The sequence below is a fragment of the Actinomycetospora aurantiaca genome, assembly GCF_037401875.1.
GTDB classification, from domain to species: domain Bacteria; phylum Actinomycetota; class Actinomycetes; order Mycobacteriales; family Pseudonocardiaceae; genus Actinomycetospora; species Actinomycetospora aurantiaca.
On record NZ_JBBEGN010000010.1, the window covers coordinates 1 to 25365 of the forward strand.

26 protein-coding genes and 2 tRNA genes are annotated in these 25365 nt (G+C 73.7%); 15 read left to right on the top strand and 13 right to left on the bottom strand.

What is annotated here, in order from left to right:
* Both WCD74_RS19300 and WCD74_RS19305 read right to left on the bottom strand, forming a co-directional pair.
* Positions 1-1587 (bottom strand): DUF222 domain-containing protein (locus tag WCD74_RS19300; protein WP_337696501.1); only part of this gene is annotated, 1587 nt, incomplete at its 3' end.
* A 41-nt stretch (positions 1588-1628) separates the two neighbouring features.
* Positions 1629-3143 (bottom strand): glycosyltransferase family 39 protein, encoded by a 1515-nt coding sequence (locus tag WCD74_RS19305; protein WP_337696502.1) that lies wholly within the window; start codon positions 3141-3143, stop codon positions 1629-1631.
* 68 nt (positions 3144-3211) lie between these two features.
* Between WCD74_RS19305 and WCD74_RS19310 the strand changes: the two genes are divergently transcribed.
* The 3 genes from WCD74_RS19310 (at position 3212) to WCD74_RS19320 (ending at position 5084) form a co-directional block, all read left to right on the top strand.
* On the top strand, positions 3212-3997 hold the full coding sequence (locus tag WCD74_RS19310) for a BglII/BstYI family type II restriction endonuclease (RefSeq protein ID WP_337696503.1): 786 nt from the start codon (positions 3212-3214) through the stop codon (positions 3995-3997).
* 44 nt (positions 3998-4041) lie between these two features.
* Positions 4042-4728 carry an MT-A70 family methyltransferase gene (locus tag WCD74_RS19315; protein WP_337696504.1) on the top strand — a complete coding sequence of 229 codons (687 nt, stop codon included), beginning with the start codon at positions 4042-4044 and terminating at the stop codon, positions 4726-4728.
* 128 nt (positions 4729-4856) lie between these two features.
* Positions 4857-5084 carry a helix-turn-helix domain-containing protein gene (locus WCD74_RS19320; protein WP_337696505.1) on the top strand — a complete coding sequence of 76 codons (228 nt, stop codon included), beginning with the start codon at positions 4857-4859 and terminating at the stop codon, positions 5082-5084.
* A gap of 3 nt (positions 5085-5087) precedes the next feature.
* On the opposite strand, the gene WCD74_RS19325 is transcribed toward WCD74_RS19320, so the two are convergent.
* Positions 5088-5606 carry an ester cyclase gene (locus WCD74_RS19325; RefSeq protein WP_337696506.1) on the bottom strand — a complete coding sequence of 173 codons (519 nt, stop codon included), beginning with the start codon at positions 5604-5606 and terminating at the stop codon, positions 5088-5090.
* 86 nt (positions 5607-5692) lie between these two features.
* On the opposite strand from WCD74_RS19325, the gene WCD74_RS19330 reads away from it, so the two are divergent.
* Positions 5693-6259, top strand: coding sequence for a hypothetical protein (locus WCD74_RS19330; RefSeq protein WP_337696507.1), 567 nt, complete (start codon positions 5693-5695; stop codon positions 6257-6259).
* Between the two features lie 4 nt (positions 6260-6263).
* On the opposite strand, the gene WCD74_RS19335 is transcribed toward WCD74_RS19330, so the two are convergent.
* Together WCD74_RS19335 and map are read right to left on the bottom strand one after the other, a co-directional pair.
* Complete coding sequence (locus tag WCD74_RS19335; protein ID WP_337696508.1) at positions 6264-7139, bottom strand: MBL fold metallo-hydrolase; 876 nt, start codon at positions 7137-7139, stop codon at positions 6264-6266.
* Complete coding sequence (gene map, locus WCD74_RS19340) at positions 7136-7918, bottom strand: type I methionyl aminopeptidase (RefSeq protein WP_337696509.1); 783 nt, start codon at positions 7916-7918, stop codon at positions 7136-7138. Before map ends, WCD74_RS19335 begins: the two co-directional genes overlap by 4 nt.
* A gap of 185 nt (positions 7919-8103) precedes the next feature.
* Between map and budC the strand changes: the two genes are divergently transcribed.
* On the top strand, positions 8104-8868 hold the full coding sequence (gene budC / locus WCD74_RS19345; RefSeq protein ID WP_337696510.1) for a meso-2,3-butanediol dehydrogenase: 765 nt from the start codon (positions 8104-8106) through the stop codon (positions 8866-8868).
* 4 nt (positions 8869-8872) lie between these two features.
* On the opposite strand, the gene WCD74_RS19350 is transcribed toward budC, so the two are convergent.
* Complete coding sequence (locus WCD74_RS19350) at positions 8873-10336, bottom strand: flavin-containing monooxygenase (protein ID WP_337696511.1); 1464 nt, start codon at positions 10334-10336, stop codon at positions 8873-8875.
* A 23-nt stretch (positions 10337-10359) separates the two neighbouring features.
* Here WCD74_RS19350 and WCD74_RS19355 point away from each other — a divergent pair, with 23 nt between their 5' ends.
* Positions 10360-10746, top strand: coding sequence for a thiol-disulfide oxidoreductase DCC family protein (locus WCD74_RS19355; protein ID WP_337696512.1), 387 nt, complete (start codon positions 10360-10362; stop codon positions 10744-10746).
* Here WCD74_RS19355 and WCD74_RS19360 read toward each other — a convergent pair.
* The gene (locus tag WCD74_RS19360; protein ID WP_337696513.1) at positions 10704-12017 is read right to left on the bottom strand and encodes an amidase; all 1314 of its coding nucleotides are present in this window, start codon (positions 12015-12017) and stop codon (positions 10704-10706) included. The genes WCD74_RS19355 and WCD74_RS19360 overlap by 43 nt on opposite strands.
* 31 nt (positions 12018-12048) lie before the next feature.
* On the opposite strand from WCD74_RS19360, the gene WCD74_RS19365 reads away from it, so the two are divergent.
* The 6 genes from WCD74_RS19365 to WCD74_RS19390 all read left to right on the top strand — a co-directional run bounded on the left by WCD74_RS19365 (position 12049) and on the right by WCD74_RS19390 (position 16061).
* Entirely contained in the window at positions 12049-12849 is an 801-nt protein-coding gene (locus WCD74_RS19365) for a helix-turn-helix domain-containing protein (protein WP_337696514.1), read from the top strand.
* A gap of 56 nt (positions 12850-12905) precedes the next feature.
* Positions 12906-13268, top strand: a complete 363-nt coding sequence (locus WCD74_RS19370; protein ID WP_337696515.1) for a VOC family protein — start codon at positions 12906-12908, stop codon at positions 13266-13268.
* A gap of 236 nt (positions 13269-13504) precedes the next feature.
* Positions 13505-13921, top strand: a complete 417-nt coding sequence (locus tag WCD74_RS19375; protein WP_337696516.1) for a VOC family protein — start codon at positions 13505-13507, stop codon at positions 13919-13921.
* A gap of 26 nt (positions 13922-13947) precedes the next feature.
* Positions 13948-15135, top strand: coding sequence for an MFS transporter (locus tag WCD74_RS19380; protein WP_337696517.1), 1188 nt, complete (start codon positions 13948-13950; stop codon positions 15133-15135).
* A gap of 67 nt (positions 15136-15202) precedes the next feature.
* On the top strand, positions 15203-15529 hold the full coding sequence (locus tag WCD74_RS19385; RefSeq protein ID WP_337696518.1) for a DMT family transporter: 327 nt from the start codon (positions 15203-15205) through the stop codon (positions 15527-15529).
* Positions 15522-16061, top strand: a complete 540-nt coding sequence (locus WCD74_RS19390) for a TetR/AcrR family transcriptional regulator (RefSeq protein ID WP_337696519.1) — start codon at positions 15522-15524, stop codon at positions 16059-16061. The genes WCD74_RS19385 and WCD74_RS19390 overlap by 8 nt, the downstream gene beginning before the upstream one ends.
* On the opposite strand, the gene WCD74_RS19395 is transcribed toward WCD74_RS19390, so the two are convergent.
* Positions 16035-16107, bottom strand: a tRNA-Ala gene (locus WCD74_RS19395). The two genes, WCD74_RS19390 and WCD74_RS19395, sit on opposite strands and share 27 nt — an antisense overlap.
* A gap of 11 nt (positions 16108-16118) precedes the next feature.
* On the bottom strand, positions 16119-16235 hold the full coding sequence (locus WCD74_RS19400; RefSeq protein WP_286050895.1) for a DLW-39 family protein: 117 nt from the start codon (positions 16233-16235) through the stop codon (positions 16119-16121).
* A gap of 80 nt (positions 16236-16315) precedes the next feature.
* Here WCD74_RS19400 and WCD74_RS19405 point away from each other — a divergent pair, with 80 nt between their 5' ends.
* From WCD74_RS19405 to WCD74_RS19415, 3 genes are all read left to right on the top strand, one after another.
* On the top strand, positions 16316-17512 hold the full coding sequence (locus tag WCD74_RS19405; protein ID WP_337696520.1) for a Tm-1-like ATP-binding domain-containing protein: 1197 nt from the start codon (positions 16316-16318) through the stop codon (positions 17510-17512).
* A complete protein-coding gene (locus WCD74_RS19410) occupies positions 17509-18342 on the top strand; it encodes a phosphoenolpyruvate hydrolase family protein (RefSeq protein WP_337696521.1) in 834 nt (277 codons plus the stop codon). The genes WCD74_RS19405 and WCD74_RS19410 overlap by 4 nt, the downstream gene beginning before the upstream one ends.
* Positions 18343-18503: 161 nt before the next feature.
* Positions 18504-18920 (top strand): histone-like nucleoid-structuring protein Lsr2, encoded by a 417-nt coding sequence (locus WCD74_RS19415; RefSeq protein ID WP_337696522.1) that lies wholly within the window; start codon positions 18504-18506, stop codon positions 18918-18920.
* Positions 18921-18992: 72 nt separating this feature from the next.
* Here the strand turns inward: WCD74_RS19415 and WCD74_RS19420 are convergent.
* The 4 genes from WCD74_RS19420 to WCD74_RS19435 all read right to left on the bottom strand — a co-directional run bounded on the left by WCD74_RS19420 (position 18993) and on the right by WCD74_RS19435 (position 25347).
* Positions 18993-19066 (bottom strand) — tRNA-Ile (locus tag WCD74_RS19420).
* Between the two features lie 55 nt (positions 19067-19121).
* Positions 19122-20015 carry a DUF3566 domain-containing protein gene (locus tag WCD74_RS19425; RefSeq protein WP_337696523.1) on the bottom strand — a complete coding sequence of 298 codons (894 nt, stop codon included), beginning with the start codon at positions 20013-20015 and terminating at the stop codon, positions 19122-19124.
* Positions 20016-20055: 40 nt separating this feature from the next.
* Positions 20056-23832, bottom strand: a complete 3777-nt coding sequence (gene gyrA, locus WCD74_RS19430; RefSeq protein WP_337696524.1) for an intein-containing DNA gyrase subunit A — start codon at positions 23830-23832, stop codon at positions 20056-20058.
* Between the two features lie 195 nt (positions 23833-24027).
* Positions 24028-25347, bottom strand: a complete 1320-nt coding sequence (locus WCD74_RS19435; RefSeq protein ID WP_337696525.1) for an MFS transporter — start codon at positions 25345-25347, stop codon at positions 24028-24030.
* Between the last annotated feature and the right edge of the window lie 18 nt (positions 25348-25365).

The window sequence follows — 25365 nt, forward strand, 5'->3', positions numbered from 1 at the left end:
GCACGTGCGGGCCCAGGCGAGGTGGTGGGCGTCGAGGCCGGTCAGGGCGCCCAGGGGTAGGCGGCCGTGGGCCCAGGACAGGCCGAGCACGGTCGCCAGCGGCAGACGCAGGGTCCGCGGGGCGAAGCTCAGTCCGCGTAGGGTCCACCGCCCGCCGGTTGGTGGGTCGGGAGTCTGCGGGGGCGGCGGGTCGGGTGGTGGGTCGCCGGGATGCCACCCTCGTGGCGGCGGGGGGTCCGGGTCCTCCGGCCGGTCCGGCTGGTCGGGCTGGTCGGGGGCCGCGCCGTGGTCGAGGTCCAGCTGGTCCTCCGCACGCCGGCTGCTCTGGGTCGTCCTCGTGCTTCCTGCGTTGGTGTGGGGCGTGTGGCCCGGGATGTCGAGGTCCGGCCGGTGTCCGGCGGGGCGATCGGCACCGCCCGGTCCACCGTCGGTGGAGCCACCGGCACCAATCGAGCCGTCCGAGCCGCCCTGCGAGGCAGCGACGCCGGAGCGCTGGCCGGGGCCCCGTCCGAGGTCGAGGTCGTCGAGGTCCGGCCCACGGTCCCGGCTGTCCTCCCGGCGGTCGTCCGGCTCGTCCGCACCGCGCGGGCCGGGGCCGTCCAGTCCGGGGCCGTCGCCAGAACCGGGGCCGTCGTCACTGTCGGGCTCATCGCCGGGGCCGCCGTCCGCATCGGGCCCGTCCGACCCACCGTCGCCAGGCCCGCCGTCGTCGGGGCCGTCTGGGTCGTCGGGGCCGGTGTCGTCGTCCGGGTCGTCGTCGGGGCCGGTGCCGTCGTCGGGGTCGTACGGGGGTGGGGTGGTCAGTTCGGCGGTGACGTACTCGACGATCGCGAGGTCGTCGGCTCCGGCCGGGCAGCCGTGCAGCAGCCGCATGAACACCTGCGCGGTCACCCGCCCCACCGCCACGTCCTGCCCCGCCGCCGTGAGTCGGCGCGCGACCTCCTCGGCCAGCGCCTCCACCCGCTCGTAGGCGGGCACCGCCAGGACGGGGTCCAGATCCCAGCCGTGGATCTCCACCGCTCCCGACGGTGCGGTCCGCGCGGTCACCCGCGCGCGGGCCACCGCGGCGTTGCGCCGGTTCTCCGCCCCTAGCGGGTCGACGTCCTTGACCGCCGCGGCGATCGCCTGCTCGAGCTCCCACACCCCCAACCGCGGGGCCTGGTCGACCAGCCGATCCACCACCGTCCGGGCCTGGGCGTCGGTGACGTCGCGCAGCCCGACGACGAACTTGCCGGCCTTGGGCTCCTCCAGGTCCCCGACCCGCATCGCCTCCCCGAGCCGCGGCAGCCGTTCCAACGCCCCCTCGGCCAGCTCCAGGCGCGCGGCGGCCATCGACACCGACCACCCCACCGCCACCGCGACCGCCCGCGCGTCCGGCTCCCCACGCACCAGCAGGTCCGCCCGAGCCCGCGCGGTGTGCCACAGCCACCGCAGCCGCCGCCAGGCGGTGTGGTTCAACCGCGCCTGCCACGCGAGAAGCCCCCGCTCGACGTCCTGCCCGACGCAGTCCGCGGGGTTCCCGAGCGGGACCGGGGGCAGCGGGTCGTCGAACGACCCCACCCCGACACCCTGCTCGGTCACCGTCACGATTCGAACACTAGTACGAACCCCCGACAGTCACGCCCCGGTCAGTCCAGGTACCGCAGGGACGGCCACGCCTCCGCCCACGGACGGGAGGGCGTGCACAGAGCCAGCGGGACCCGGTCGTTCACCGGCGTGACCCGCGGCCCGACGTACGTCGGCAGGGGCACCAACCGGGCACAGAACTGCTCCGCCCACCGCACGTCGCCCACGAGCAGGGCGTCCACGGACCCGGGCGGGACCTCGAAGTACCCGAAGCCGCGATGGGGGGAGTGGACGGGCGCGGAGAGCCCGTGGGCCGGTCCCTCCCGTTCCAGTGCGCTGGCGTACCAGTACGAGTACGCGACGACCGCCGTTCCCGGCGGCACTGCCCGGTACTGGCGCGCGACGCCGGCGGCCAGGTCGCCCCACCCGACCTGACCCATCGTCGCGAACTCGTGGGCCGCTCTCCAGGAGGACGGCCCGACGGGCAGCACCCACAGCAGGGTGAGTACCGCACTCACCACGACGACGGTGGGCCGCAGCGTCCAGCGCCACCAGCGACCCCGCTCGGCCGGCAGCGCGCAGGCCGCCACCGCCCCGGCCGCCAGCAGCAGGGCGTACAGCCCGGACAGGTAGTACGGGCGACCGCCCGCCGCGAGCAGCAGCGCCGTGACCAGCAGCGCCGCCCAGCCGAGCGCCCGCCACGGCCGGAACGGCGCGTACCGCAGCAGCGCCCATCCCCCGACCACCACGAGCACTGCGCCCGGCGCGAGCCCGGCGTAGTACAGGGCCCGCGGGAGGAACTGCCACCGGTCCCCGAACAGCGACGACTCCCCGGCCACCACCGAACCCATCCGCAGCTGCGGCCAGCCGTGCTGCGCCTGCCAGATCAGGGTCGGGACGGTGGTCGCGGCGGCGGCCGCCAGCCCGATCCACAGCAGCGGTCGGCCGAACAGCCGCCGAGGACCCGCGATCCACACCCCGACCGCGACCGACACGAGGAGCACCGGGATGAGCACCTTGTCGAACAGGGCCACCGCGACGACGAGGCCGAGCCAGAGCAGCAGCCGGTCGTCGGGGGTCCCGGCGCGGTCGAGGCGGATCCAGCGCACCAGCAACCACAACACAACGGCCCAGCAGAACGGGTCGACGGTCGAGGTGGCGAGCAGGTGCCCGGTCTCGAGCAGGTAGGGGCTGATCGCGGTCGCCGCGGTCGCGAGCACCTGCGCCCGCCGTCCGCCGCCCAGCTCCGCGGCGATCAGCGCGGCGAGCACCGTGCCGGCGGCGGTCAGCAGCGTCGCGGGGAGGCGCAGGACGAACAGGTCGCCGGGCGCGAGGTGGTCGAGCAGCGCCGCGAGCAGGGGCAGCATCGGCGGCTGGTCGGCGTACCCCGCGCTCGGCCGCGCCCCCGCGGACAGGAAGTAGTACTCGTCGCCGAAGAGCCCGTAACGGGTGGACAGGACGGCGAGCAGGGCGCCGACCGCCGCGGCGATCGCGAGGACCTCCCGCCACGCGACCGGCGCCGCACCCGCCGTCGCGACGACGGGTCGGGCGAGTCCGCGGGCCGGCGTCGTGGTCATCCGGCCCTCCGTCCTCCGCGCGTCCTCGGGGAACGTAGCGAACGGCCCACCTGGGACACTGTCCGACCGTGGAGCTCACGCACAGCTGGTCGCAGGCGGTGCCCGGCGGCTCACTCGCCGTGCTCGCGGAGCTCTCCGGGCGCTTCGAGCTGCGGGAGACCCGCAACGCCGCCGCGATCCTGGCCGCGACCGCGCCGCAGGAGTTCGCCGAGCTGTGCGCGGTCCTGGCCGCCTTCACCCTCGGCACCGTCGACCTCATCGAGGCCGGGGGCAACGAGTCCAAGCTCGCCGCCCGGCTCAACGCCGACCTGCGCGGGCGGGGCTGGCGGGAGGGTCGCGTCGACACCGTGGTCCGGTCGGTGCTGCAGGTCCAGCCGTGGGCCCCGGCCGGGGAGCACGAGATCGTCGAGCGCACCGACGAGGTGCGCAACGAGGGGTACAAAGTCGACAACGTCAAGGGACGGGTCGCGCTCGACGTGGAGTGGAACGCGAAGGACGGCAACCTCGACCGTGACATCGGCGCCTACCGCAGCCTCTACGACGCCGGACTGATCGACGGGGCGGTCCTGCTCACGCGCACCCACGACGACCTGCGCGAGCTGGCCCGCCGCCTCTCCCGGGCGGCCGGCCAGTCCGACGAGCAGGTGCGCAGCCGCTTCTCCACGTCCACGACGACGCACCTGGGCAAGCTGGAGTCGCGCATGACCCGCGGCGACGCCGGGGGGTGCCCGCTGCTCGCCGTCGCGATCAGCGCCCGCTGCTGGGTTCCCGACGACGGGTCCGGGTCGACGGGAGGGAGCACCCTGCCGGTCCTGCGCGACGACCAGCCGGTGCTCGAGGGGTGGTCCGGATGAGCGACGCCCCGAGAGTGTCGGACCCCCTCGCTACCGTGCCGCCCGTGACCGCTCCCCCGCTCGACCGCGCCCCCCGCCGCGCCGACCCGCTGCGCGCCGACGTCGCCCCGGTCGAGGCCGTCCCGCTGCCGACGGTCGAGGGCGGCTGGCCGTGCGTGTACGCGGACCCGCCGTGGCGGTTCTCCAACCGCACCGGCAAGGTCGCACCCGAGCACCGCCGGCTCGACCGCTACGACACGATGACGGCCGCCGAGATCGCGGCCCTCCCCGTCGCCGACGTCGTGGCCGACAACGCGCACCTCTACCTCTGGGTGCCGAACGCCCTGCTGCCCGAGGGGCTCGCCGTCATGCAGGGCTGGGGCTTCCGGTACGTCTCGAACCTCGTCTGGGCCAAGCGCCGCAAGGACGGCGGCCCCGACGGACGCGGGGTCGGGTTCTACTTCCGCAACGTCACCGAGCTCATCCTGTTCGGTGTGCGCGGGTCGATGCGGACCCTGCCGCCGGCCCGGCGTCAGGTGAACATGATCGAGACGGTGAAGCGGGAGCACTCCCGCAAGCCGGACGAGGCCTACGAGGTGATCGAGGAGTGCTCGCCGGGGCCGTACCTGGAGATGTTCGCCCGCTACCCGCGGCCGGGCTGGACCGTCTGGGGCGCCGAGTCGGCCGACGACGTCACGCCGCGCGGTCGGCAGTACCCCGCCTACCGCTCGGCCCCGCCGACCGAACGCTGACACGAAGGGTCACCCCTTTGCGCGAACGGTGAGCACGAAGCGTCGTTCGGACGCCTATCTCGACCGTTTGTCAGCTCAGTGTCAAAGAGTTCTGGCGCTCGACGGCCACGCTCGGTGAGAATGCCGCCATGACGAAGACCCCCGACCTGGCGCGCAACCAGCGGGTGACCGGGAGCGAGCGCGAGAAGCTGTCCGGCGAGCTGCTGAAGCGCTACCAGAAGGGCGCCAGCATCCGTGAGATCTGCGCCGAGACCGGCTACAGCATCGGCCGCGTCCGTCGGCTGCTCGTCGACGCGGGCGTCGAGTTCCGCGGGCGCGGCGGCACACACGGGCGCACACGCAAGAAGGTCGAGTAGGGCTCAGCCCCGCAGGCGCGCGAGCAGGTTGTGCCCCCACTTGAGCCCGACGTCGAGCCGGGACCCGTCCGCGGGCAACAACCCGAGCTGACGCGCGAACTGCATCTGGTCGTAGATCACGAAGTTCGACACGATCACCCCGTCGCGCACGGTGAAGTGGTCGACGCCGTCGATGTCGAGCCGCTTCCCGGTCGGCTCGATCCCCTCGAGCGCGGCCCCGGTGTGCGTGCCGGTGAGGGTCCAGCGCACGAACACCTCCTCGCCCTGCTCGACCATCGACTGCATCGTCAGGGTGAGGTCGGGCACCGCGGCGAACAGGCCGGAGAAGTAGGCCTCGATCTCGTCCGCGCCGCGGTAGGTGGCGCCCGGCATGCGCTCCCGGGTCTCGTCGGTCCACACCGCGCGCAGCGGCGCGGCGTGGTGGGTGTTGAGCACGTCGAAGGTCCAGCGCACGACGGTGCCGGGCGTCGCGTCGGCCCCGGGCGGGGTGGGGGCGGGCGGGCCCGCGCTGGTCGTCGGCATGGCTGCGGAGACTAGGGCAGGACCGGATGCGGGGCGCGTCGGCGAGCGGTGGGTAGATCGGCCGCGCGCTGGGCACCTGCTCGCCCATGAGCTCCCAGACCATCGCCCAGTGGGTGTCCGCGATCGGCAGTGCCGGATCGCTCCTCGGTTTCGCCGCCTACGTCTGGATCATGCTCCTGAACCGCAAGGACTCCGTGGAGGTGCGCCAGGAGCAGCAGGCGCAGGGCGTCGCGTCCTGGCTCGACGACGGCGCGAACCACGACCGCGACGAGGACTACGTGCTCTGCGTGCACAACGGCGGAGACTCGCCGGTGTTCAACGTGCGCTGCCTGTTCTCGCTGCCCTCCAGCGACGACCAGCACTCGGTGGAGCTCGCGCTGCTGCCGCCGCACCACGACGCCGTGCGGTCGCTGCCCTTCGGGGCCGACGAGGTGTCGCGCGAGGAGCTGTACTCCGCCCCGGCCGTTCCCGAGATGCGCTTCACCGACTCGCACGGCACACACTGGGGTCGCGACGGCGAGGGGCAGCTGCACCGGGTGGAGAGCCGCGGGGTCCGTCGCCGTCCGCAGTCCAGGTCGGGTCAGGACACCGGGCGCGACGACTCCGACTGGGAGTCCGCGCACCGGGAGCGGGCGGGCGCCACGCAGTCGTGACGGCTCACTCGACGACCGGCAGGTACACCGAGCAGGCGTCGAACACGGCCTCGCGGACCTCGTCGCCCTCGCAGTCGCGGGCGGGCCGGTAGGACACCGTCGGGTCACCGCTCGCGAGCCGGTGGAACGCCGACGCGATTTCGTGGAGGTACGCCGGCTCCGCCACCCCGCGGCCGAAGTGCGCCATGGCGACGAGCGAGACGTCCGACGCCAGCGCCGCGAGGCGGGCGGTGGAGCGGGCGAAGGCGGCGAGGTCGCACTCCGCGGCCTGGGCGTAGACCGGCCCGGTGTTGACGGTGTCGCCGGCGAACAGCACGCCGTCGCGGTCGTCGAGCAGGCAGATCGAGTCCGGACTGTGGCCGGGCGTGTGCAGGACGGTCAGGGTGCGGCCGCCGAGCTCCACGACGTCGCCGTCGCGCAGCGGGGAGGGCTCGGGTCCCGACGGCGGGCCGGGGTCGACCCAGCGCTCGATGCCGTCGGGGAGCGGCCGGGGGTCCGAGTCGGCGGAGAGCAGGTGGAAGTACCGGTCGTCGAGCGGCCGGTACGCCGCCGCGGCAGCGAGGACCTCGCGCATCCAGCTCAGGTAGGACGCGCGCTCGGCCCGGTCGACCCCCGTCGTCGTCGCCGACGGGAAGGCCGAGACCCGCGGGAACTCGCCGTTGCCGCCGACGTGGTCGAGGTGCCGGTGGGTGTTCACCACGTCGACCGGCAGGGCGCAGAGGGTCTCCACGACCGGCCGGATCGGCACGATCCCGAGGCCCGAGTCGACCAGCACCGCCCGGTCGTCCCCGGCGACCAGCCAGGAGTTGACGTGCGACGGCTCGGCGAGGAGCCACACGCCCCGCGCGACGGGCCGGACGTGGAACCAGCCCGGGCTCACGGCTCGGTGAGGACCCGCGGCCCGTCCTTCGTGATGGCGACGGTGTGCTCGACGTGCGCGGCGCGGCTGCCGTCGGCGGTGCGGAGCGTCCAGCCGTCCGGGTCGTGCCGGTAGTCGTCCTCCCCGCCCCGGTGCAGCATCGGCTCGATGGCGATGACGAGCCCCGGCTGGAGCTTGAGGCCCTTGCCCCGCCGGCCCTCGTTGGGCACGTGCGGCTGCTCGTGCATCGCGCGCCCGATCCCGTGGCCGCCGTGGTCGGCGAGCATCCCGTAGCCCCGTGGCCGCGCGACCCCGGCGATCGCCGCCCCGACGTCGCCGAGCGTGTTGCCGCGGCGGGCCGCGGCGATGCCGGCGTGGAGGGCCTCCGTCGTGGTCTCGATCAGCGCGAGGTCCTCGGGATCGGCCGTCCCCACGACGTAGCTGACGGCCGCGTCACCGCACCAGCCGTCGACGAAGGCGCCGATGTCGATGCTGACCAGGTCGCCGTCGGCCAGCCGGTAGGAGCCCGGGATCGCGTGCACGACCGCGTCGTTGACGCTCGCGCAGATGACGCCCGGGTAGGGCGAGGGGGCGAACCGGGGGTGGTAGTCGAGGAACGCGGGCTTGGCGCCGTGGTCGTTCATGACGTCGTGCGCGACCGTGTCCAGCTCCTTCAGGGTCACGCCGGGGGCGCTCGCGTCCTGCACGGCGGCCAGGCACCGGGCGACGACCCGCCCGGCCTCGCGCATCAGCTCGATCTCGGCCGGGGACTTGAGCTCGATGGTCACGCGTCGCCTCACCGGCGCGACAGTAGCCCGACCGCGCGCCGCCGGCGCGAACGACAGCGGTGTCATCCACACTGTGGACGCCGCCTGTGGATGAACTACACGGGTGTCATTCGGTCCCCACTGTGGACAACTCCTGTGGACGGGCCGTGTGACCGGCGCCCGCGTTCCGCCCCGCGGACGGCCGGGGACCCGCCGGCATGGGTCGCTTCACCGGCAAGGTCGTCATCGTCACCGGCGGGGGGTCCGGGATCGGGGCCGCCGCCGCCCACCGCTTCGCCGCGGACGGCGCCACCGTCGTCGTCGCCGGGCGCTCGCAGGACAAGCTCGACACGACCGTCGCGGACGCCCCCGCGGGCTCGACGGTCGTCGCGCGGACGTGCGACACCTCCGACGAGCAGGCGATCACGCACCTGATCGACGAGGTCGCCCGCGAGTTCGGCCGGCTCGACACGCTGGTCAACAACGCCGCGATCGCCCGGCCGGGCACCGTCGCCGACCTCGACGCCGCCACCTGGCGCGAGGTGATGGCCACCGACGTCGACGGCGTCTTCCACGCCTCCAAGGCGGCGATCGACCACCTGCGGGCCACCCGCGGCAGCATCGTCAACGTCGGGTCCGTGTCCGGCACCGGCGGCGACTGGGGCATGGCCGCCTACAACGCCGCCAAGGGTGCCGTGGTCAACCTGACCAACGCGATGGCCCTCGACCACGGCGCCGACGGCGTCCGCGTCAACGCCGTGCACCCCTCGCTCACCGCCACCGAGATGAGCGAGGGCGTCCGCGCGGACGACGAGGTCATGGCGAAGTTCCGCGACCGCATCCCGTTCGGCCGGCCCGCCGAGCCGGCCGAGGTCGGCGACGTCATCGCCTTCCTCGCGAGCGACGACGCCCGCTTCGTCTCCGGCGCCCACGTCCCGGTCGACGGCGGGCTGGGCGCCTCCAACGGCCAGCCCCGCATGTGACCGGTCAGCGCGCCACCTTCTGCTCCAGCCACACGTACTCGTCCGGGTCGATCGCCTCGGTGGCCTTCTCGTACTCGATCATGTAGCCCGGCCAGTTGGTGATGATGCGGCCGGACTCGTCGCGGTACCAGGAGTCGCACGCCTGCCAGGCCGTGCCCCCGAACCGGGCCTGCACCTCGGCGTCCGAGGCCGCCTCCACGTCGGGGCGGACCTCGGCCGCCGCGGCGCCGCGCCGGTCGGCCTCCTCGAGCGCGGTGCGCACGTACCGGGCCTGCGCCTCCAGGTAGACGATGATCGACCCGCCCGAGGTGTTCGTGTTCGGGCCGTACATGACGAACAGGTTCGGGAAGCCCGGCACCGTCATCCCCAGGTGCGCGTGCGGGCCGCTCGCCCACTCCGCGCGCAGCGACCGGCCGTCGCGTCCGGTCACCTCCATCGGGAACATGAAGCTCGTCGTCCGGAAGCCCGTGCCCCAGATGATGGTGTCGACCTCGTGCAGCCGGCCGTCCTTGGTCCGGACGCCCTCCGGCTCGATGCGCTCGACGGAGTCCGTGACGACCTCGACGTTCTCGCGCTGCAGGGCCGGCAGCCAGTACGAGCTGAACAGCACCCGCTTGCACCCGAAGGTGTAGTCCGGCCACACCTTCCGGCGCACCTCGGGGTCGCGCAGCTGGTGGCGCATGAAGATCTGGGACTTCAGGCGCAGCACCGGCCCCACGGTGCGGGGGTTGCGGATCGAGGCCGTCAACGACTCCAGGTAGAGCCGCTTCAGGCCCCACCGGCGCACCCGCTGCACGCCGGGGACCTTCAGCAGCGCCCGCACCGAACGCGGGTAGCGCAGGTTCTTGCGGGGCAGGAACCAGTTGCCGGTCCGCTGGAACACCGACAGCCTCCCGACGACGGGGGCGATCTCCGGGACGAACTGCACGGCGCTCGCCCCGGTGCCGATCACGGCGACGCGCCGGCCGGTGAGGTCGTGCTCGTGGTCCCACTCGGCGGAGTGGAACTCCCGGCCCGCGAAGTCCTCCCGCCCGGGGATGCCGGGGATCGAGGGCTGCGCGAGCTGGCCGGTCGCGATGACGACGGCGTCGGCGGTGTACTCGTCGCCGGCCTCGGTCGTGACCCGCCAGAGGCGGGCGTCGTCGTCCCACGCGCAGGCGGTGACCTTCGTGTTCGGCCGCACGAGACCGTCGACCCCGTGCTCCCGGGCCACGGCCCGCAGGTACGCGAGGATCTCCGACTGCGGGGAGCACAGCCGCGACCAGGTCCGCCGCTGGGCGAAGGAGTACGAGTACAGGTGACTCGGCACGTCGCACGCGGCGCCCGGATAGGTGTTCGCGAGCCACGTCCCGCCGATGCCGTCGGCGGCATCGAGGATCGTGACGTCCGTGTAGCCGTGGGCCCGCAGCTCGATGGCCGCCCCGATGCCGCCGAACCCGGCGCCGATGATCACCACACGCCTGCTCATGTCGGCAACCTATCCTAGGAGTCATGGCTGACGGTTTGTTGGTTTTCGACGGCAGGTGCGGTTTCTGCACCCGCAGCGTCGGCTGGGCCCGTGCCCTCGACCGTCGCGGTCGGGTCGAGATGCGCCCCTACCAGGAGCCGGGCGTGCCCGAGTCGATCGGGACGGACGCCGCGACCTGCGCCGACGCCGTGCAGTACCGGGGTCCCGACGGCGTCCGCCACGGCGGGGCGGCCGCGGTCAACGCCCTGCTCGACACGGTCACGGGCACGCGCGTCCCGTCGACGGTGTACCGGGCGACCGCGGGGCTCCAGGAGCGGGTGTACCGCTGGGTCGCCGACCACCGCGGGCGCTTCCCCGGCATGACGCCCTACTGCGAGTCCCACCCCGCGGAGTGCGCCGCGAGCACCTGACCCGCCAGGGACATCAGCAGCGCGTCCTGCCCGGGTGCGGCGGCGAGTTGCACGGCCATGGGGAGACGCTCGCCCGTGTCGACCGGCAGGGAGACCGCGGGCTGCCCGGTGTGGTTGTAGAGCGGGGTGTGCGCGTAGAAGCGGCCCATCGAGACGAGCGTGCGCAGCCCGTTGCGCCCGGGGCCGCCCCAGCGGTCCACCCGCGGCGCCGGCCCCCGCATCGTCGGGGTGAGCAGGACGTCCACGCCGAGCTGGTCGAGCAGCCGCCCGCCGAGCCGGCGGCCGTGCGCCACGGCGGCGACGGCCGCCCGGTCCCCGATCAGCGACCCGGCGCGCACGAGGTCGCGGATGCGGGGCTCGAGCCGCTCGGGGTGGTCGGCCGCGGCGGCGGCGGCGGCCAGCCCGCGCAGGATGCGGGTGGTGACGGCGAGCGCGGCGGCCTGCGCCCGGTCGGCCCGGATGCGCACCGGCCGGACGCGGTGGCCCGCGGCCGCGAGCCGGTCGGCGACCAGCCGGACCGCGCCCCCGACGTGCGGGTCCAGCGGCACCGCCGGGGCGAGGGGCAGCGGATCCACCGACACGCCGATCCGCAGGCGTCCCGGCTCGGCGTCGAGCGCCGGTCGCAGCGGCTCGTCGAAGCGGCCGACCGCGTCGTAGAACGATGCCGCCAGGGCCAGGTCCCGGGTGAGGCAGCCCGTCGTCGCGAGCCCGCACCAGCCGCCGGGGAGCGGCGACGACGGGTCGTCCGGCTCCTCGGTCCAGGACCCCGGCATCGTCCCGGTGGTCGGCTTGAACCCGGGCAGCCCGCAGCAGGCCGCCGGGATGCGGATCGAGCCGGCCCCGTCGCCCGCGGTCGCGAGGTCCACGACGCCCGCCGCCACCGCCGCGGCCGACCCGCCCGACGACCCGCCCGGGGTGTGCCCGAGGGCGAGCGGGTTGCGGGTGCTGCCGTGCGCCGCCGAGTCGGTGACGCCGAACGCCGCGAGCTCGGGCAGCGTGGTGCGACCGATCGGGACGAGCCCGGCGCGCCGCACCGCGGCCATGAACGGGTCGTCGGCGGTCCGGGGCGTCGTGAAGGCCCGGCTCCCCGTGCCCGCGACCTGTCCGGCCGCCCCGACGTCGTCCTTGACCGCGATCGGCAGGCCCCGCAGCGGGGCCTCGCCCGTCGGTACCGGCGGGAGGTCCGCGCCGATCGTGACGAAGGCGTTCAGCGTCGGCTGGCACTCCTGGGCGCGGCGGACCGCGTCGCGGACCGGCTCGGGGGCGGACACGCGGCGCACCGTAGCGGCATCATCTCCTCCCGTGTTCCGTCTCGCCCCGGTGCCGTCCGCCCTGCGCGGTGTCGTGCGCCGGCTGGTGGCCTACGACGAGTCCGCCGACGCCCCGGTCCGGCGACGGCAGGCGCCGGCCGCGACGTGCACGCTCGTCGTGGGGTTCGGCGACCCGCTGCGCGTCGACGGGAACGCTCTCGGCGCCTTCGTCGGCGGCCTGACCGACGCCACGGCGCTGACCGAGTTCCACGGGCGCCAGCGCGGCATCCAGGCCGACCTCACGCCGGTCGGGGCGCTGCGGCTGTTCGGCACGTCGCTGCCCGGCGCCGTGCCCCTCGATGCGCTCGACCCGGACTGGGGGCGCCTGCCCGCGCGGCTCGCCGCCCTGCCCGACTGGTCCGTGCGACTGGACGCGGTCGTCGACGCCCTCGTCCGGCGGCTGGACCGCGCGCGGGGCGCGGACCCGGAGGTCTGGCGCGCCTGGTCACTGCTGGAGCGATCGGCCGGCCGGGCCCCGGTGGGCGGGATCGCGGCCGACGTCGGGTGGAGCCGGCGGCACCTGACGCGGCGGTTCACCGCCCAGGTCGGGCTGTCCCCGACGACGGCGGGCCGCGTGCTGCGCTTCCGACGTGCGGCCGACCTGCTGGTGCCGCCCCCGGGGAGCATCCGGCCGTCCCCGCCGCGGATCGCCGACATCGCGGCCGCGTGCGGGTTCGCCGACCACGCCCACCTCGACCGCGAGTTCGCCGCCCTCGCCGGCTGCTCGCCGCGCGCGTACGTGGCGGAGTGGGCCGGGGTGGCGGTCGACCCGGCGGAGGTCGTCCGCGGCTGACGGGCATGTCCCCGACGTCCAAGACGGGCACCGGCCGGCCGGGCCACGATCGCCGCATGTTGATCCCCACCCTGCGCAGCGCCGACGTCCCCGCCCTCGCCGCCCACCTCACCGACGTCCTCGGCCTCACGGCCGGGCACGTCTCCCCGGGGCACGCCGAGCTGTTCTGGGGCGACGGGGCGATCCTGCTCGGTCCGCGCCGGCCCGACGACCCGTTCGACACCGGCCGCGCCGTGCTCTACCTCGTCCTCGAGGACCCGGACGCCCACCACGCCCGGGTCGTGGCGGCCGGCGGCGACGTGACGATGGGCCTGACCGACCAGGACTACGGCTCCCGGGAGTTCGCCGTCGTCGACCCGGAGGGCAACACCTGGTCGTTCGGCACGTACCGACCGGTTCCCGCACGCGCGCAAAGGTGACCATCGGGCACAATCCGGACCGTGAGACGCGGGAGCACGACCGTCCTGGTGGTGGTGGCGGTCGTCCTCGTGCTCGCAGCCGCCGCGGTCGAGTTCGCGCTGCTGCGGCAGGCCTCGACCGGACCGTCGCCGGTCTCCGCCACCGTCGTCGTCCCGGCCGCCGTTCCCGCGTCGTTCACCCCGGCGACGCCGCGTCCGCCCTCCGTCGCGGACTGTGACCTGGCTAACATCGGTCCATGGGCACCCACCTCAACCCGTACCTGCACTTCGACGACTCCGCCCGCGACGCCATGGAGTTCTACCGGGACGTCTTCGGCGGGACGCTGAACGTCATGACCTTCGGCGACATGGGCAGCGACGGCCCGGAGGCCACCAAGGTCATGCACGGCCAGCTGGAGACCCCGAGCGGCTTCGTCCTCATGGGCTCGGACACCCCGCCCGGCATGGACCCGCCGCACGGCGCGTCCGTGTCGATCAGCCTGTCGGGCGACCAGGGCGACGAGCTGCGCGGCTACTTCGACAAGCTCGCCGACGGCGGCACCGTCGACGTCGCGCTGGAGAAGCAGATGTGGGGCGACGAGTTCGGGCAGTGCCGCGACCGCTTCGGGATCACCTGGCTGGTGAACATCGCACAGCCACAGGGTTCGGCCTGAGGTGACGGGCCTGGTGTGATGGGCCCGTGAGCGACGGCGCGCACGGGTCGACCGGCACCTCATCGTCGGCACCCCGGGCCGCGCTCGTCCCGCTCTACGCGGCCGGGTTCGTGACGGCGTTCGGCTCGCACGGCATCGCGGCCAACCTCGGCTTCACCGGCGACCTCGACGAGCAGCTGCTGACGCTCGGCATCCTGCTCGCCCTCTACGACGGCGCCGAGATCGTGCTCAAGCCGGTGTTCGGGGCGCTCGCCGACCACGTCGGGCTGCGTCCGGTGCTGCTCGGCGGGCTGTTCGCGTTCGCGGTCGCCTCCGCCGCGTTCGTGCTCGTCGGGAACCCCGCCCTGCTCGGTGTCGCCCGGTTCGCGCAGGGCGCCGCGGCCGCGGCGTTCTCACCGTCGGCCGGGGCGCTCATCGGGCGGATCGCCCCGCAGCGCGGGCAGGGCCGGGCCTTCGGCAGCTACGGGGCGTGGAAGGGTCTGGGCTACACGGCGGGCCCGCTGCTGGGCGGCGTCCTGGTGGCCCTCGGGGGCTATCCGGTGCTGTTCACGGTCCTGACGGTGCTCGCGGTCGCGGTGTTCGTGTGGGCGGTCGTCGTCGTGCCGTCGCCGCCACCCCTCCCCCGGCGGCGCCAGGGACTGGGCCAGGCGCTGCGCGGCCTGGCCGATCCCGGCTTCCTGCCCCCGACCCTCGCGCTGGCCTCCAGCGCCGCGGCGCTCTCCTGCGGTGTCGGCTTCCTCCCGCTGGTCGGCGCGGCCGACGGCCTGTCGCCGGTCGCCACGGGGGCGGCGGTCTCGGTGCTCGCGGTCGTCGCGGCCGTCTCCCAACCCGTGGTCGGGCGGCTGCGCGACGCCGGCCGCATGCCGGACCGCACCGCGCTCGTCGTCGGGACCCTGCTCACGGCCCTCGGCCTGGCCCTGCCCGCCGTCGTCGGGCACCTCGTGGGGCTGCTGGTCGCCGCGGTCGTCATCGGCGCGGGCACGGCCGTGATCACGCCGGTGGCGTTCGCGGTGCTGGCGGCGTCGAGCCCGACCGAGCGGCTCGGGCAGACGATGGGCTCGGCCGAGATCGGGCGCGAGTTCGGCGAGGCGGGCGGCCCGTTCCTCACCGGCCTGATCGCGGCCGGCTTCGGGCTGGGCGGCGGCTTCCTCGGGATCGCCGTGATCGTCGCGCTCACCGCCCTCGGCGGACTGCGGATGCGCCGGACGGCGTGACGACGCGCACGACCTTCCTGAGCGATCGCTCCGGTAGTTTGTGGAGCAGTCGCTCCAGGAGGTCGTCGTGTGGGTGTGGTTGGCGGTCGCGATCGTGGCGGAGGTCGCGGCGACCGTGTCGCTCAAGGTCTCGGAGGGTTTCAGCCGGCTGATCCCCTCCGTCGTCGTGGTGGTCGGCTACGGCGTCGCGTTCTTCTCGCTCTCGCAGGCGCTCTCCCGCGGCCTGCCCGTCGGGGTCGCGTACGGGATCTGGGCCGCGACCGGGGTCGCGGCGATCGCGGTGATCGGCGCGCTGTTCCTGGGCGAGTCGCTCACGTGGGTGCAGGTCGGCGGGATCGGCCTGGTGATCGCCGGGGTGCTCGCCCTGGAGCTCGGTGGCGTCCACCGTGCCTGAGACCATCACCGACGGCCGGCGCCGCCGCGGCGCGACCCGCCGTCGGGAACTGTTGGACGCCACGCTGCGGGTGATCGCCCGCGACGGGCTCGCCGGGATCAGCCAGCGCCGGGTCGCGGACGAGGCGGGCGTGCCGGCCAGCGCGGTCATGTACCACTTCGCGTCGGTGGACGACCTGCTCGTCAGCACGCTGCGGGAGGTGAACGACCGCTACCTCGCGGAGCTCGAGGCGGTGTCGACCCTCGGCGGGCTGGCGGCGCTCATCGCCTCGTCGGGCCGCGCGGCACTGGTCGCCGAGTACGACCTGTTCCTGCTGGCCGCCCGGCGCGACGACCTGCGTACGGAGGTCGACCGCTGGGACGCGGCGCTGCGCGGCCTCGCCGAGCGGGTCACGCCCCGCCGGGGGGACGTCCTGGCCGCCGTCGTGAACGGCCTGTGGCTGCAGGCGGCCGTCTCCGGCCTCGACGAGTCAGGGGCCCTCGCGGTGCTGCGCGGGGCGACGGGGTGGAGACAAGGGGAATCGAACCCCTAACCCCCGCCTTGCAAAGGCGGTGCTCTGCCAATTGAGCTATGTCCCCTGGTGGAGGGCCTACGAGGCGCGGGTCGCCTCGCGCCAGACCTCCGCGGCCGGACGTTCCTGCTGCTTGCGCCGGACGAGGTGGACCACCCCGTACGCCGCTGCGGCGAGCACGACCAGCTTCTTCACCGCACCCACGCTAGCAGCCGCACGGGAGCGCCGAGTGCGATAGGACTCCGGGCACGACACCGAGGTCAGGAGGTCCTTCCATGGCGCACGCCTACGTGGTGGGCACGTTCGACACGAAGGGCGACGAGCTCACGCACGTCGCCGACCTGGTCCGCGCCGCGGGCCACGAGGTGACCACCGTCGACGTCGGGACCTCCGACCCGGGCGCGCGGCGGGCCGACGTGACCCCGCGCGAGGTCGCCGGCCCGGAGGCCTTCACGGGCGACCGCGGGACCTCGGTGGCCGCGATGGCCGAGGCGCTGGAGCGGTGGCTGCCGCCGCGCCGGCCGGACGGCGTGCTCGCGCTCGGGGGCTCCGGCGGCACCGCCCTCGTCACGCCCGCCCTGCAGCGGCTCCCGGTCGGCGTCCCCAAGATCGTCGTCTCGACCGTGGCGTCCGGGAACACCGCGCCCTACGTCGGGTCGTCGGACATCACGCTCATGTACTCCGTGACCGACGTGGCGGGGCTCAACCGGATCAGCCGGGTCGTGCTGTCCAACGCCGCGCACGCCCTGGCCGGGGCGCTGTCGGCCCCGCCGGTCGACACCGTGGACCGTCCGGCCCTCGGCCTGACGATGTTCGGTGTGACCACGCCGTGCGTCACGGCGGTCACCGAGCAGGTCTCCGACGAGTTTGACTGCCTGGTCTTCCACGCCACCGGCACCGGCGGGCGGGCGATGGAGAAGCTCGTCGACGACGGGCTGATCTCGGCGGTCGTGGACGTCTCCACGACCGAGATCGCCGACCTGGTCGCGGGCGGCATCATGGCCGCGGACCGTGACCGGCTCGGGGCGATCGCCCGACGGCGGGTCCCGTGGGTCGGCAGCGTCGGGGCCCTCGACATGGTCAACTTCGGCGCGCCGGACACGGTGCCCGAGCACTACCGCGACCGGACGCTCTACGAGCACAACGCCCAGGTGACCCTGATGCGCACCACGCCCGACGAGTGCCGGTCGGCGGCACGCTTCCTCGCCGGCGCCCTGAACGCGTGCGAGGGGCCGGTCCGGCTCGTCGTCCCGACGAGGGGGGTGTCGGCCCTCGACGTCGAGGGCGGCCCCTTCGCCGACCCCGCGGCGACCGAGGCCCTCGTCGAGACCCTGCGCGCGGAACTGCACGCGACCACCGACCGGCGGCTGATCGAGACCGATCTGCACGTGAACGACCCGGAGTTCGCCCGGACGCTCGTGCAGAACCTGCACGAGCTCACCGGACACGACCAGAAGAGCGGAGAGGCATGAGGCGCGAGGAGATCCTGGAGCGGCTGCGGGACAAGGTCGACCGCGGCGAACCGGTCGTCGGCGGCGGCGCCGGAACGGGATTGTCGGCCCGGTGCGAGGAGGCGGGCGGCATCGACCTCATCGTCATCTACAACTCGGGCCGCTATCGAATGGCCGGCCGCGGGTCACTCGCCGGTCTGCTCGCGTACGGCAACGCCAACGACATCGTCGTCGAGATGGCCGCCGAGGTCCTGCCGGTGGTCCGGGACACCCCGGTGCTCGCGGGCGTCAACGGGACCGATCCGTTCCTGCTGCGGGACCGATTCCTGCGCGAACTCGCCGACCTCGGATTCGCCGGCATCCAGAACTTCCCGACCGTCGGGCTCATCGACGGGACCTTCCGGGCGAATCTGGAGGAGACCGGGATGGGGTACGGCCACGAGGTCGACCTCGTCGCGGCCGCGCGGGCCCACGACCTGCTCACCACGCCGTACGTCTTCTCCGCCGACGACGCGCGGGCGATGACGCGGGCCGGCGCGGACGTCGTCGTCTGCCACATGGGCCTGACGACGGGCGGGTCGATCGGGGCCGAGACCGCGAAGTCGCTCGACGACTGCGTGGCCCTGACCGACGACTGGGCGGCCGCCGCGCGGGAGGTCCGCGACGACGTCCTGGTGCTCGTCCACGGCGGACCGGTCGCCGCTCCCGAGGACGCCGCCTACGTGCTCGAGCGTGCCCGGACCTGTCACGGCTTCTACGGGGCGAGCAGCATGGAGCGCCTGCCCACCGAGGAGGCCCTCACGGCACGGACCCGCGAATTCACCGGACTCCGACTGCCGAAGCGGAACTGACGCACTCGTCGCATCTCGACAGTGGCGTGGGACGCATTTCTGCGCCACCGTCGGGTGACATCACCCCGGGTGCTCGCGTTCGTGGGAATTCTTGATAGCGTGAATACACACCGGATCAGTTTCCGGTCGCATTTCCCCCGCGAGCCGAGGAGTACCGCCAGATGGCCCAGAAGACCGTCGTCACGTTGGTGGACGACCTGACCGGTGAGGAGTCCGAGGACATCACGACCGTCGAGTTCGCGCTCGACGGTGTGACCTACGAGATCGACCTCGACGACAAGAACAGCGCCGAACTGCGGGACGCTCTCGCGCAGTACGTCGCCGCCGCCCGTCGCACCGGGGGGCGCCGCGCCGCGACCGGTGGCGGCCGCCGGCGTGCCTCCGGCGGAGCCGGCACCGGCACCCCGCGGGCCACCTCGCCCGGCGGGTACGACCGCGAGACCTCCAAGCAGATCCGCGAGTGGGCCCGGACCGAGGGCTTCGAGGTGTCCGACCGCGGACGCGTCCCGAACAACGTCGTGGAGGCCTGGGAGGCCCGCGGCAAGAACGGCAGCACCGCGGCCGCCTTCTCCGGCTGATCGCCACCGCTCCCGTGAACGACGAAGGGCCCCGGAGCAGACGCTCCGGGGCCCTTCGTCGTGAGGTGGGAGTGGGCCCAGATGGATTTGAACCATCGACCTCGTCGTTATCAGCGACGCGCTCTAACCAACTGAGCTATGGGCCCGAACGGTGACGAGGTTACCGGAGGGTGTCCGGGCGCCCCGCCACCGGGGTGGCACCTAGTCGCGCTCGGAGAGCGTGACCTCGATGCCGCCCGCGACGTCCGCGGAGATGTTGTAGATGAACGCCGAGACGCTCGCGAGCGCGGTGAACAGGATCGTGTTCACGACCCCGATGATCGCCGCCACGCCGAACACCCCACCCGCGGTGATCAGCTGGCCGCCGGTCCCGCCGGTGTCCGAGGTGAGGTCGGAGTAGGTGCCGTTGAGCTGCGCCCAGACGCCCATGCCGTCGAGGACGGCGTAGAGGACACCGACCGCGAACATCCAGACGAAGAACAGCGCGACGCCGAGCACGAGCGCGAGCTTCAGGACCGACCACGGGTCGAACCGCTTGACCTGCAGGCTCGCCCGCCGCGGGACCTTGCCGCGCGAGGGACGCGCACTCGGGGCGTCGTCCTCGTCGAGGGCGTCGAAGTCCGGCTCCGGCTCGGGCCGCCCGCCGGTGCGCATGCCGAGCTGCTCCGGGGAGAGCTGGTTGGTCGGGGCGTCGATCAGCGCCGTCGACGAGCGTCCCGGCTCCGGCCGGCCGGGGCGGGCGGTCCCCGCCGCCGGTGTCCCGGGGCCGGGGCCACCGGGCGCGGGCGTCCCGGCGGCGGGTGTCGCGGGCGCGGGGGTCCCGGCGGCCGGGGTCGGGGCTCCGCCGGTCGGCACCGGGCCCGTCGGGGGCCGCTGCGGCGAGGGGGATGCGGGTCCCTCCGCCGGCTCGCCCCGCGCCCCGGAGCGCTGCCACGGCGGCGGCGGGCCCCCGGCGGGCTGCTGCCCACCGGAGCCCCCCGAGGCCGTCGAGGGGCGCTCCTCGGAGGCCGCGGAGGTCACCACGGTGTCCTCGGCGGCCCCGGGCGCGGGCCCGGAGGCCTTGCCCGTGCTCTCGTCCGGTGTCGGTGTGCTCACGTCGCTCGTTCCGTCGTCGGATCGTCTGGCGCCGGGCGGGTCACAGCAGCGTGTCGGGCGCCTGGTCCGGGCCCCCGGAGTCGGGGTCGGTGGCGTTCTCGGCGTTGCGGGCCACGGCCAGCAGCGTCGCGTTCTCGCCCAGGTTCATCAGCCGGACGCCCTTGGTCTGGCGGCCCGCCTTGCGAACCTCCTTGGCCGTCGTCCGGATGACCCCACCGCTCGAGGTGATCGCGTACAGCTCGTCCTCCAGCTCGACGATCAGTGCGCCGACCAGGGTGCCGCGCCGCCGGTCGTACTGCAGCGTCAGCACGCCCTTCCCGCCGCGGCCCTGCACCGGGTAGTCCTCGATCGGGGTGCGCTTCGCGTACCCGCCGCCGGTCGCGACCAGCAGGAACGTCCCGTCGCGCACGACGCCGAGGGAGAGCAGCTCGTCCCCGGAGTTGAACCGCATGCCCATGACGCCGGACGTGGCTCGGCCCATCGGGCGCAGCACCTCGTCGGTGGCCGAGAAGCGGATCGACTGGCCCTCGGCGGAGACGAGCAGGAGGTCGTCGTCGCCGGAGCAGAGCACCGCGCCGACGAGTTCGTCGCCGTCGCGCAGGTTGATGCCGATCAGGCCGCCGGTGCGGTTGGAGTCGAAGTCGGTCAGCTTCGACTTCTTCACCAGCCCGCTCTTGGTGGCGAGCACCAGGTACGGCGCGGCCTCGTAGTTCGTGATCTGCATGACCTGCGCGATCTGCTCCTCGGGCTGGAACGCGAGGAGGTTCGCGACGTGCTGCCCGCGGGCGTTGCGCGTCGCCTCGGGCAGTTCGTAGGCCTTCGCCCGGTACACGCGGCCCTTGTTGGTGAAGAACAGCAGCCAGTCGTGCGTGGAGCACACGAAGAAGTGGGCGACGATGTCGTCCTGCTTGAGCGTCGCGCCCTGCACGCCCCGCCCGCCGCGCTTCTGGGCGCGGTAGAGGTCGGTCTTGGTGCGCTTCGCGTAGCCGGTGCGCGTGATGGTGACGACGACGTCCTCGACCGCGATGAGGTCCTCGTCGGCGACCTCGCCGTCGTACCCCACGAGCCGGGTCAGGCGGTCGTCCCCGTACTTCTCGACGATCTCGCCGAGCTCGTCGCGGACGATCTGCCGCTGGCGCTCGGGCCGGTCGAGGATGTCCTGCAGGTCGCGGATCGTCTCCTCGATCTCGGCCAGCTCGTCGATGATCTTCTGGCGCTCGAGGGCGGCCAGGCGCCGCAGCTGCATGTCCAGGATCGCCTGCGCCTGGATCTCGTCGACCTCGAGGAGCTCCATGAGGCCGGTGCGCGCGAGGTCGACGGTCTCCGAGGCGCGGATCAGCGCGATGACCTCGTCCAGTGCGTCCAGCGCCTTCGCGAGGCCGCGCAGGATGTGGGCCCGCTCCTCGGCCTTGCGCAGGCGGTAGCGCGTGCGCCGGACGATGACCTCGATCTGGTGCCGGATCCAGTGGCGGATCAGCTGGTCGAGCCGCAGCGTGCGCGGCACGCCGTCGACGATCGTCAGCATGTTGACGCCGAAGCTGAACTGCAGCTGCGAGTGCTTGTAGAGGTTGTTCAGCACCACCTTGGCCACCGCGTCGCGGCGCAGGGTGATGACGATGCGCCGGCCGACGCGGTCCGAGGACTCGTCGTTGATCTCGGCGATGCCGGTGACGCGACCCTCGCGGACCATCGTCGCGATCGACTCGATGAGGTTGTCCGGGTTGACCTGGTAGGGCAGCTCGGTGACGACGAGGGTGGTGCGCCCCTTCGTGTCCTCCTCGACCTCCACGACGGCCCGCATGCGGATGGAGCCGCGGCCGGTGCGGTAGGCGGACTCGATGCCGTCCTTGCCGACCACCAGACCCGCCGTCGGGAAGTCCGGGCCCTTGATGCGCTCCATGAGCGCCTCGAGGGTCTCCTCCTCGGAGGCCTCCGGGTGGTCCAGCGCCCAGGTGGCGCCGTCGGCGACCTCGCGCAGGTTGTGCGGCGGCATGTTCGTCGCCATGCCGACCGCGATGCCGGCGGAGCCGTTGATCAGCAGGTTCGGCACGCGGCCGGGGAGGACCGCCGGCTCCTGGGTGCGGCCGTCGTAGTTGTCGACGAAGTCGACGGTCTCCTCGTCGATGTCGGCGAGCATCGACATCGCGAGCGGCGTGAGCCGGCATTCGGTGTTGTGACTGACGAAGCCGTCGGTGAGGAAGGCGTGGTCGTCGGAGTCCACCCGCACGCTGTAGACGTCCTGCACGCCCGCGTCGGCCACGGAGGCGACCTCGGCGTAGTAGAAGCGCCCGTCGGCGAGCTCCTCGGCGATCGTGCGCGCGTCCGGGTCGTCGACGTGCGCCAGGATCTCCTCCCGCCCGAGGTCCCAGCGCTCGATCCGGTCGAGGTTGTGCTTGTCGAGCCACTGCTGCTTGCGGCGGTCCGTCGTCCCGTGGGCGCGGAGGAAGGCACCGAGCCCGGGAACGTGGTCCGAGCCCATCGCCCGCGTCGCCCGGGCCTCCGGCCCGAGGATGCCGGCGATCTTCTCCTGCTTGGCGCCGAGGAAGCCGATCCGCGTGGCGAACAGGCGGGCGTCCCGGCGGTTGGTGACGACGACCTTCCACTCGCCGACGGCGTGGAGGTAGCGCTTGCTGACCACGCCGAACTCGAGGAGCAGGTTCTGGACGTCCTTCGCGAGCTGCTCGCTGCGCGTCGAGTACGACACCTGCACCGTGTTGCGCGGGAGCGCCGAGCACGAGCCGTCGCCGGTGAACAGCGACTGCAGGAAGAACCGCTTGCGTGCGGCGCCACCCCGCCAGATGAACTCCGGCACCCGCTTCTGCGCGCTGCGCTGCCCGGCGAGCTCGGCGAGCACGCTGGTGCGGACCTCGCCGAGGTCGTGCACGTCGATCTCGCGAAGCTCGGAGCCGGAGGCGATGGTGCGGGAGGAGACGTACCGACGCCCGCCGACGGCGGTGTCGTAGGCGGCGAGGACGAGGCCGAAGTACTCGGGGTCGATGTTGTTGAAGCCGGCGCGGCGTTCGGAGACGAAGCCCTCGGCGACGAACGCGCCCAGGACGATCGCCGCCGCGGCCTCGCTCCACTCCGGACCGCCGGGGTCGAACGCGGGGGTGCGCGCCATCGCCACGCGGTCGCCGGGGCGGATCTCCGCGGCGAGCTTCCACAGCAGCGTCGGGATGCCTGCGACGTCGACCAGGCAGAGCACCGGGTGGTTGTGCGTGCCGGTGAGCTCGTAGCCCTCACGCGTGGCGATCGTCAGGGTCGGGTGCGAGCCGGAGTGGAAGAACGCCTCCGCGCGGACCGGATCGCCATTGCGGTCGAGCAGCTTCTCGTCGATCGGGGTGTCGGAGTTCGGTGCGGCGTCCGGCGCGAGGTCGGCGATGCGGGGGCTGCCACCCGTCGCGCGACGGACACGGGTGTCGCCGACGACGCAGTACCTCATCGCGGCCGCGGGGTCGTTGCCCGGCGAGCCGAAGTTGCCCTGGCCGTCGATCAGCGGGTACCGCATCGACCACGGCTGGGCCAGGCGGACCAGGGCGTCGTAGATGGCCGAGTCGCCGTGCGGGTGGTAGTTGCCCATGACGTCGCCGACGACGCGCGCGCACTTGACGTAGCTGCGGTCGGGGCGGAAGCCCGAGTCGTACATCGAGTAGAGGACACGGCGGTGCACCGGCTTGAGGCCGTCCTCCACCAGCGGCAGGGCGCGCCCCACGATCACGCTCATGGCGTAGTCGATGTAGGAGCGCTGCATCTCCTGCTGGATGTCGACCGGCTCGATCCGGTCGCCGGAATCCGGAGGCAGCGTCGTCTCGGTCACGCGGTGTCCACTCCACTCTGGGCGCCCCCGGAACACGGCTGGTCACCGCGTCGAACTCGTCAGGGGCGAGCCCGTCCCGCCGGGAGCCGACACGCCGGTCCCGACCACCCGATTCTACCGAGCGCGCGGACGATCTCGTGGGCGCCCCGCACAGGTCGTGGCCGGTCAGGTGCGGTGCGGGCCGGTGACGGAGGGTCAGGAGCGGACCGCGGCCCCGGCGCCGTCGTCGGGAACGGAGACGAGGTCGCGGCGCAGCGTCTCGGTCATCGCCCACGAGCACGCGAGCGAGACGAGGGCCATCGCGGCGACGTAGGCCGCGACCGACATCAGGCTGCCGGTCCAGAGCACGAGCAGTCCGCACACCGCCGGGGCGATCCCCCCGAGGATCGAGGCGAGCTGGTAGGCCAGCGACGCCCCGCTGTAGCGCAGGTGGGTCGGGAATTGTTCGGCGAAGTACGCGGACTGCGGGCCGTACACCGCGCTGCGGCACGCCTGGACGACGAGGCCGCCCAGGATGAACAGCCAGATGTTCCCGGTGCCCACGAGCAGGAAGTACGGCACCGCGGTGATCGCCAGGACCGCCATGCCGACCAGGAACAACGGCCGCCGCCCGACCCGGTCGGACAGGAGCCCGAGCAGCAGGATCATCGGGATGTCCGAGGCGGACAGGAACGTGTTGGCGCCCAGGATCGTGGAGCGCTCGTACCCGAGCTCGGTGGTCGCGTAGGACACCAGCCAGACGGAGCTCACGTAGAACGTGGCGTTCGTGGCGAGGAAGGAGCCGGCCGCGAGGAAGATGATCCGCGGGTGCTCGCGCAGCACCTCGAGCACGGGGAGGCGGCTCGCCTCGCGGCGCTCCGCGTCGGCCCGGAAGACCGGGCTCTCGGCGACCGTGAGCCGGATCCACATCCCGACCAGGATGAGCAGGGCGCTGGCGAGGAACGGGATCCGCCAGCCCCAGGCCAGGAACGAGGCCTCGCTGACGGTGAGGTCGAGGATCAGGAACGAGCCGGTGCCGAGGACCAGGCCGAGCGGGACGCCGACCTGGGGCCAGCTGCCGTAGAAGCCGCGCCGGTGGTCCGGGGCGTTCTCGACGGCCATCAGCGCCGCCCCGCCCCACTCGCCGCCGACGCCGAGCCCCTGGCAGAAGCGCAGGAGGACCAGCAGCACCGGCGCCGCCACGCCGATCGTCGCGTAGCCGGGCAGCAGGCCGATGCACACGGTCGCCGCGCCCATGAGCAGCAGCGAGTACACGAGCATCGGCTTGCGTCCGACGCGGTCGCCGAAGTGCGCGAACAGGGCACCGCCGATCGGCCGGGCGATGAAGCCGGACGCGAACGTGCCCAACGCCGCGATCGTCCCCAGGGCGGGGTCGATGGACGGGAAGAAGACCCGGTTGAACACCAGGGCCGCCGCGGTCCCGTAGATGAAGAAGTCGAACCACTCGATGGTCGTGCCGACGAGGCTCGCGGCGGCGACCTTGCGGGGGACCCGGAGGGCCGGACCGTCGACCATGGCTGCCTCCCGGGGCGT

Coding starts and splice junctions, on each gene's coding strand:
- WCD74_RS19405 (WP_337696520.1), top strand. CDS start 16,316: ATGGCGCACGCCTACGTGGTGGGCACGTTCGACACGAAGGGCGACGAG.
- WCD74_RS19410 (WP_337696521.1), top strand. CDS start 17,509: ATGAGGCGCGAGGAGATCCTGGAGCGGCTGCGGGACAAGGTCGACCGC.
- WCD74_RS19355 (WP_337696512.1), top strand. CDS start 10,360: ATGGCTGACGGTTTGTTGGTTTTCGACGGCAGGTGCGGTTTCTGCACC.
- WCD74_RS19415 (WP_337696522.1), top strand. CDS start 18,504: ATGGCCCAGAAGACCGTCGTCACGTTGGTGGACGACCTGACCGGTGAG.
- budC (WP_337696510.1), top strand. CDS start 8,104: ATGGGTCGCTTCACCGGCAAGGTCGTCATCGTCACCGGCGGGGGGTCC.
- WCD74_RS19375 (WP_337696516.1), top strand. CDS start 13,505: ATGGGCACCCACCTCAACCCGTACCTGCACTTCGACGACTCCGCCCGC.
- WCD74_RS19305 (WP_337696502.1), bottom strand. CDS start 3,143: ATGACCACGACGCCGGCCCGCGGACTCGCCCGACCCGTCGTCGCGACG.
- WCD74_RS19325 (WP_337696506.1), bottom strand. CDS start 5,606: ATGCCGACGACCAGCGCGGGCCCGCCCGCCCCCACCCCGCCCGGGGCC.
- WCD74_RS19435 (WP_337696525.1), bottom strand. CDS start 25,347: ATGGTCGACGGTCCGGCCCTCCGGGTCCCCCGCAAGGTCGCCGCCGCG.
- WCD74_RS19350 (WP_337696511.1), bottom strand. CDS start 10,336: ATGAGCAGGCGTGTGGTGATCATCGGCGCCGGGTTCGGCGGCATCGGG.
- WCD74_RS19330 (WP_337696507.1), top strand. CDS start 5,693: ATGAGCTCCCAGACCATCGCCCAGTGGGTGTCCGCGATCGGCAGTGCC.
- WCD74_RS19370 (WP_337696515.1), top strand. CDS start 12,906: ATGTTGATCCCCACCCTGCGCAGCGCCGACGTCCCCGCCCTCGCCGCC.
- WCD74_RS19320 (WP_337696505.1), top strand. CDS start 4,857: ATGACGAAGACCCCCGACCTGGCGCGCAACCAGCGGGTGACCGGGAGC.